The organism is Paraburkholderia caffeinitolerans (genome assembly GCF_902859945.1).
In the GTDB taxonomy this organism is placed as follows: domain Bacteria; phylum Pseudomonadota; class Gammaproteobacteria; order Burkholderiales; family Burkholderiaceae; genus Paraburkholderia; species Paraburkholderia caffeinitolerans.
Genome location: NZ_CADIKL010000038.1, coordinates 75,931 through 82,962 on the forward strand (window position 1 = coordinate 75,931; position 7,032 = coordinate 82,962).

At 61.9% G+C, this 7,032-nt stretch carries 3 protein-coding genes and 1 pseudogene; all 4 read right to left on the reverse strand.

Going from position 1 to position 7,032, the window contains the following annotated elements:
* Positions 1-80 precede the first annotated feature (80 nt).
* Entirely contained in the window at positions 81-1,511 is a 1,431-nt protein-coding gene (locus tag HV773_RS28355; RefSeq protein WP_246282443.1) for a TolC family protein, read from the reverse strand.
* A complete protein-coding gene (locus HV773_RS28360; protein WP_175197476.1) occupies positions 1,501-2,922 on the reverse strand; it encodes an HlyD family type I secretion periplasmic adaptor subunit in 1,422 nt (473 codons plus the stop codon). The genes HV773_RS28355 and HV773_RS28360 overlap by 11 nt, the downstream gene beginning before the upstream one ends.
* The gene (locus HV773_RS28365) at positions 2,919-5,060 is read right to left on the reverse strand and encodes a type I secretion system permease/ATPase (RefSeq protein WP_175197477.1); all 2,142 of its coding nucleotides are present in this window, start codon (positions 5,058-5,060) and stop codon (positions 2,919-2,921) included. Before HV773_RS28365 ends, HV773_RS28360 begins: the two co-directional genes overlap by 4 nt.
* 75 nt (positions 5,061-5,135) lie before the next feature.
* Positions 5,136-7,032: pseudogene (locus tag HV773_RS28370) on the reverse strand (hypothetical protein); the annotation flags it as partial.

Below are 7,032 nucleotides of genomic sequence, written 5' to 3' on the forward strand. Positions count from 1 at the left end.
AATTTGACCTGGCGTGCCGCTCAATCTGCCCGTCGTGATCGGCAAGGTGATTTGCCCAGAATGCGCGCGCAAGGCAAGCGCTAGCGCAAATCAACGACATCGAGCTTTCCGATGCTGCCCGCAAGACGCAACCGTGCAGCATGCCAGTCGGCCAGTGCCTGTACACGCTGGTGCTTCGCGTTTGCGAGTCCACTCTGTGCGTTGAGCAATTCGAGCACACTGCCGACACCCGCCTGATACCGTCGCTCAGCCGCCGCAAAGGACTGCTCAGCAATTCCCAGCAGAGTTTCGCTGTCGCCAACCGCCGCAGTCGATGTTCGCACGGCTTGATAACTGTTCCAGACCTCCAATGCGACGTGCTGGCGCGCGTCTTCAAGCGCGTCCGCCTGCCGTTCCAGTTGGGCTTCGCCCTGGTGCACCTGATACAGACGGCCGAAACCTTCGAAAATCGGAATGGTCAGTTGTACTCCGACGTACCATTCATGGCCCGTTGCCGGGAATGTGGGGATGCCCAGTCCCAGGCTGGCCGGCTGGTTATTCTGGAGATACTTCGACACAAGGCTTAGCGTTGGCAGCCCTTGCGCGCGCGTCTGGTCCACCTTCGCCGCCGCCGCGTCCACCTGAGCCTGTGTTGAGAGCACTTCGGGATGCGTGCGACGTGCTTCCCCCATTAGCTCGCTGACCGACTGCGCAAAATTCGCGTCGGGATGCGCGCCCTCCGCAACTGCCGGCAGATCGAGTACCCGGTCGGGCGAGAGGTCCATGTCGGCCGCCAGGGTGCCCTGCGCGGTCTGCCAGACTCCTTCTGCCCGATTGCGTGCGAGCACCGCCTGGCCCCAGGCGGTCTTCGCCTGCAAGGCATCCGAGATCGGCGCGATGCCTTTGTCCACGCGTGATTGTGCAACCAGGGCGCTTCGCCCGCTCATCTGCTCAACCGCCCCTGCCACCGCAAGCTGGCTCTGCGCTGCCTGCGCAGCGGAGTAGTCTTTTGCCACGGTCACGAACAGCGCCTGAATGGCGGCGTCCTGCGCCGATTGCGCTGCAGCGAGCAGCGCATTCGCGTTGCGCAGGGCTGCTGAGCGCGCCCCGAAATCGTAGAGCGTCCAGGAGAGCGACACGCTTTCGGAATGGACACTCGAACGGGAATCCGATCCCAGTTGCGGATGGCCGCTCACATCGGTTGATGAGTCGTCGCGCACGATCTGCGCATTACCCGTCAGGGTCGGCAGATAGGCCGCTCGCGCGACCCCGACACCGGCCGCCTGCGCCTTCACGTCGGCCCACGCCTCGCGCGTGCGCGGATTGCTGCACAGCGCGCGCTGGACCGCTTCGGCCAACGTCAGGGGTTGGCCAGGGTCACCGAAGACACAACCAGCCGGGTCGGACACGATGCTGCCCGCTGACGTTGCCGGTATGGCGGCCTGTGTACGCAGCGGATCGAATGCCCGGGCGACTGTAACGTGACAAAGCACCGTGGCAGCGAGCAGCAGCATCGCCTGTCTAGCGTTCACGCAAGCTCTCTCCGGCGGTCCGCCGCAAGGGGTCGAGGAAATAGCCAATCACGCTGCGTTTGCCCGTACGGATATCCGCCGTCACGGCCATGCCCGGCGTGAGCGCAATCCAGTTGTCGTCTACGCGGATACGGCTTGCGGCCACACGTATGCGCACTGGAAACGTCAGACCCTGCTTCTTGTCCTGCACCGCATCGTTCGATATTGACGTCACGGTGCCGTCCAGGTAGCCGTAGCGCGTGTACGGAAACGCTTCGACCTTGACAGCGACCCGCTGCCCCACTGACACGAACCCCACATCGCGGTTTTGCAACTGCGCCTCGACTTCGAGCGAGTCCTCCGGAACGATCTCCATGAGCGACTGTGCGGTCGTGACCACGCCGCCGCTCGTATGGATCGACAGCTGCTGCACCGTGCCCGCCACCGGCGCCGTCAGGCTCAGGAGCGCCTGACGCGTTTGCGCCTTGGTCTCCTCGTCGCGGCTGCGCGTGGAGAGCTGGCCATTCTTCTCCAGCTCGTCCAGCTGATCGCGCCGGAACTTCGATACCGCCGACGCAATGTCGGCCCGCTGTTCGGCAACGGCCGCCGCCAGCTCACGCGCGTGAGCGCGTTGCGCAGCGAGTTCGTGCTCCTGATTGACGGCGGCCTGCTCCTTGTCGAGCCAGTCGTTGCGAGCGACATACTGATCGGCTACGAGCGCGCTGTAGCTATCGGCCTGCTGGCGCGCGAGCGGCGCCGTCGCCACGAGCTTCGCAATCTCCGCACGGGTGCTGTCAAGTTCGGCCTCCCGCTTTAGCAGTTCAGCGCGTGCGCTGTCGATCTGGTCACCGTACTCACGCCATGCCCCATCGGCGAGGCGCTGGCTTTCCTCCATGCGCTGGTGCGATGCGCCGCCGACCTGCGCCACGAGCGGGGGCCGATTCGCGGCCAGCGCGTCAAGCAGTGCCTGTGCACGGGCCCCGGCCAACTCGGCGTCCAGTCTCGAGTTATGCGCGGCGTCCGCATCGGCAGCTGCCTGCCGCGTGTCGAGCCGCACGAGCAGTTGTCCCGCCTGGACGTGCTCCCCATCACGTACCAGCACCTCGCGCACGACGCCCGTCATGGCAGGCTGGATGACCTTGACACGTTCGCCAGGCACGAATCGCCCCGACGCAGTCACGACGATATCGAGCCGCCCAAGCGCGCCGATCAGCAGGATTACCAGTGCAAGCAGTGCAAGGACGCGCATTGTCCGACGCGGCGCCGGATGAACGGGTGTTTCGAGCAACTCCAACTGCGCCGGCTGGAAAGCCAGTTCATCGGTGTCCCTCTCTGGTCCCGCCAGCGTGTGTCGTATGTCCCAGATCGCACGGCACATCGTCCAGTATCGTCGGAGCAGATCGCCGAGGGCATCCCGTTTCGGCGAACTCATGTTGCCGCCCCACCCTGTAGCGAAACCATGTTCGCATAGTAGCCGCCACTTGCGATCAGTTCGTCGTGCGTACCGTATTCCGTGATACGCCCGCGGTCCATTGCGACGATCCGGTCAGCGCGGCGTACTGCGCTGAGGCGATGCGCCACCACCATGACGGTACGGCCCGCGCAGATCGCGCGCATGTTGGCTTCTATGGTCTGCTCGGTCTCGACATCCAGCGCGCTGGTCGCCTCGTCGAAAACGAGAATGCGAGGATTGGAGAGCAGCGCGCGGGCGATCGCGATGCGCTGGCGCTGGCCTCCGGAAAGGCTCGCGCCATGCTCTCCGACGACTGTGTCATAAGCCTGAGGCAGCTCGCAGATAAACTCGTGTGCACCGGCAAGCGCTGCGGCACGCATGACCGTCTTTAGCGGCGCACCGGGATCCGCCAGTGCGATGTTCTCGCGTACCGAACGGTTGAAGAGCAGGTTTTCCTGGAGTACGACACCAATCTGGCGGCGCAGCCATGCCGGATCGGCCAGTGCCAGATCCACACCATCGAGCCGCACCGTGCCCTGCTCCGGAAGATAGAGACGCTGTAGAAGGCGCGTAAGCGTACTCTTGCCCGAGCCCGAGCGTCCCACTACGCCGACTACCTGACCGGGCTGAATATCGAGCGATACGCCATCGAGGACGGCAGGACCATCGGGCCGGTAACGGAACCGGATATTCTCGAAGCGGACATGGCCGCGCAAAGCCGGCAGCGTCTGCCGGCTTTGCGGAATCTCGGTACGTGTGTTGAGAATGTCGCCAAGACGCCGCATGGAAATGCCGACCTGCTGGAAATCCTGCCAGAGCTGTGCGAGGCGCAGGACGGGAGCCGCAACGCGCTGGGACATCATGTTAAATGCGATGAGGCCTCCAACGGTAAGGCGGCCGTCGATGACGAGCTTCGCCCCAAAGAAGAGTGTCGCGACGGTCACGAGCTTGCCGATCGCCTGTATCAATTGCTGGCCGATGTTGCCGAGCTGCGTGACCCGAAATCCCGCCGCCACATACGCCGCAAGCTGTGTCTCCCAGTGGCGGATAAACTGCGGCTCGACCGCCATTGACTTGACCGTTTCCACGCCCGAGACCGCCTCCACGAGAAACGACTGGTTGTCCGCACCACGGGCGAACTTCTCGTTCAGGCACTCACGGAGCACAGGCACGAGCAGGATCGAGACGAGCGCGTAGAGCGGCAACGATGCAAGCACGAGCAAGGTGAGCCAGACGCTGTAGAAACACATGACGATGATAAAGACGACGGAGAACACGATATCGATAATCGCCGTCAGCGCCTGCCCGGTCAGGAAATTGCGGATATTTTCCAGTTCGCGCACGCGCGCAACCGTGTCGCCCACGCGGCGTGCGCCGAAATACGCAAGTGGCAATGCGAACAGATGCCGGAAAAGGCGCGCACCCAGTTCCACGTCGATCCGGTTGGTGGTATGCGCGAGCACATAGTTGCGCAAACCGGTGAGCACACCCTCGAATACCGAACTCGCGAGCAACGCGATGCACACGACGTTGAGCGTGCTGAACGTGCGATTGACCAGAACCTTATCCATCACCACCTGAAACATCAGGGGCGAGGCAAGGCCGAAAAACTGCAGGATCAAGGAAACACCCAACACCTCCAGCAGGAGCCGCCGGTATTTGACGATGGCAGGAATGAACCAGGTGAAATCGAAACGCGCCAGTTCGCCGGCAATCGAGGCCTTCGAAGCGAAGAAGATCAGCTTGCCAGTCGAACGCGCGACGACCGTATCGAGCGGCACCACGCTGGGTGTGGCGGCATCCGCTTCCATCACTAGCGCACTCTTTCCATCGCATCGAGCAAGCACGAAATGCTGGCCGTTCTTATCCAGCACGAGCCCCGGCAACGGAGCATGAGAGAGGCGGTCAGGCCGAAGGGGAACCGTGCGGGCTTTCAGCCCCAGCGAGCGAGCGGATAGAACCAGGGTATCGGCATCGAAAGGACGGCTGTCCAGCCCTGATGCGTGGCGCAACTGCGCGCTGTCGGCAGCGATGCCGTGAAAGCGTGCGATGACAACAAGTGCAGCCAGGCCCGGATCGCTTGCACGCGCATCCGGATTCGATTCGGGAGCATTCATAGGGCGGCGGAACTTACGCACACAGGCAACCCGCGAATCTCGTCGCGAATCGCCTGTGCAACGTGGATGATTCGATCAGTGCGCGCTGGCGGCCAGAAGCACATGCGGGTCGTTCTGCGCAGGTGCGGCAAGCACGGAACTCGCCGACGTTGCGGCACCAAACGAAGCCATAGCCGACACGAGATTCTGGGTCCTTGTCTGGTCAATACCAGCCGACGTTTCGCCCGCCGCCGCACCACCGGCGAAATTCAGGTTGACCCCAGCCATATCGCCGGTCTTGCCACTGGCCCAGGTGAACGCGCTGTCAACCACGATCTCATTGCCGTTGCTGTTGCGGTCGACCTCCGTACCGCCAAGCCCCAGCGATGCGATTCCGAGCTGATCCAGGCTGTAAAGCTGGCCACTCTGGAACTGGCCCGTGCCCGTGGTATCGACCCAGACCTTGAGATCACTCCAGAGCGCGTCTGACGCGCTCAGCGTGCTGTCCGCCGAGCCGTCCACTTGCTGCGCGAGCGACTTCAGGGCACTCATGCCGTCGACCAGTTGATTGTCCTGACTGATGGTCGCCTTGTTACCGGCGTCGTTCGGATCGTAGACAAGGTAGCCCTCGCCGGCGGTGCCCCAACCGGTCTGGATTTTCTGGCCGTCGTTACGCATATCGAAGGACGCCGCAGAATTGGCGAGCGAAGTCGTCTGCACCTTTCCGCCATTCAGGTTCAGTATGACCGGATCGTCGCTGTAGCAATCGCCTCCCCAGTCGTCCGACATTACGTCGTAACCATCCGAATAGCCGCTGTCTCCGTAGTCGCTGAAACCCGTGTTGCCCGAATACCAGTTGCCGTTATTGAAGTAATCCAGCTCGGCGCCGGTTGCACTGTTGAAGATACCACCGCCTGTCTGCGCGCCCGTCAACGCATTGAAGGTCTCGATTTCGCTGAAATAATTTCCGCCATTGGAGAATTCTTCCTCGTACGCATACGGATTCGTTCCGTTCCACAGCGTCACCGAATTCAGTGCGCCGGTGGATGCGTTGAACTTCTCGTCCTGCGTCTCGACACCATTGCCATTGAACGCGATGACTTCAGTTGCATAGTTTCCGCCTGAGGGGTTGAACTTCTCGTCCAGCGTTTCGTAGTCGTTTCCAGCCGTTCCCTGGAACTGCTGATATTCGGTTTCGTGGCCGGTGGAATTGAACATCGTGTTCGACGTCTCTGCACCTGTCGTCGTATTGAATGTCACTTCTCCGGTTTCGTAATCATTGTTCGCGACGCCCGCAAAATTGATGACATCGGTTTGCCTGCCCGCCGGGTTGTAATCGAGCCGCGAGGTTTCCCAACCGGTCGTGGTGCTGAAATTGATGCGATTTGTCTCGTAGTCGTTCGTCGCCGTGCCGATGAAGTTCAGCGCGTCGGTTTCCGTGCCTGCCGGGTTGTAGTCGAGTTCCGAGGTTTCGCCGCCGGTCGAGACGTTGTAGTTGATCCGGTTCGTCTCGTAGTCGTTGGTGGCCGTGCCGATAAAGTTCAGCACGTCGGTTTCGTTGCCCGCCGAGTTGTAGTCGAGTTCCGAAGTTTCGCCACCGGTCGTGGTGCTGAAATTGATGCGGTTCGTCTCGTAGTCGTTGGTCGCCGCGCCGATAAAATTCAGCACGTCAGTTTCCTTGCCCGCCGGGTTGTAGTCGAGCTCCGAGGTTTCGCCGTTGGTCGAGACGTTGTAGTTGATCCGGTTCGTCTCGTAGTCGTTGGTCGCCGTGCCGATGAAGTTCAGCACGTCAGTTTCCTTGCCCGCCGGGTTGTAGTCGAGCTCCGAGGTTTCGCCGTTGGTCGAGACGTTGTAGTTGATCCGGTTCGTCTCGTAGTCGTTCGTCGCCGTGCCGATGAAGTTCAGCACGTCAGTTTCCTTGCCCGCCGGGTTGTAGTCGAGCTCCGAGGTTTCGCCGTTGGTCGAGACGTTGTAGTTGATCCGGTTCGTCTCG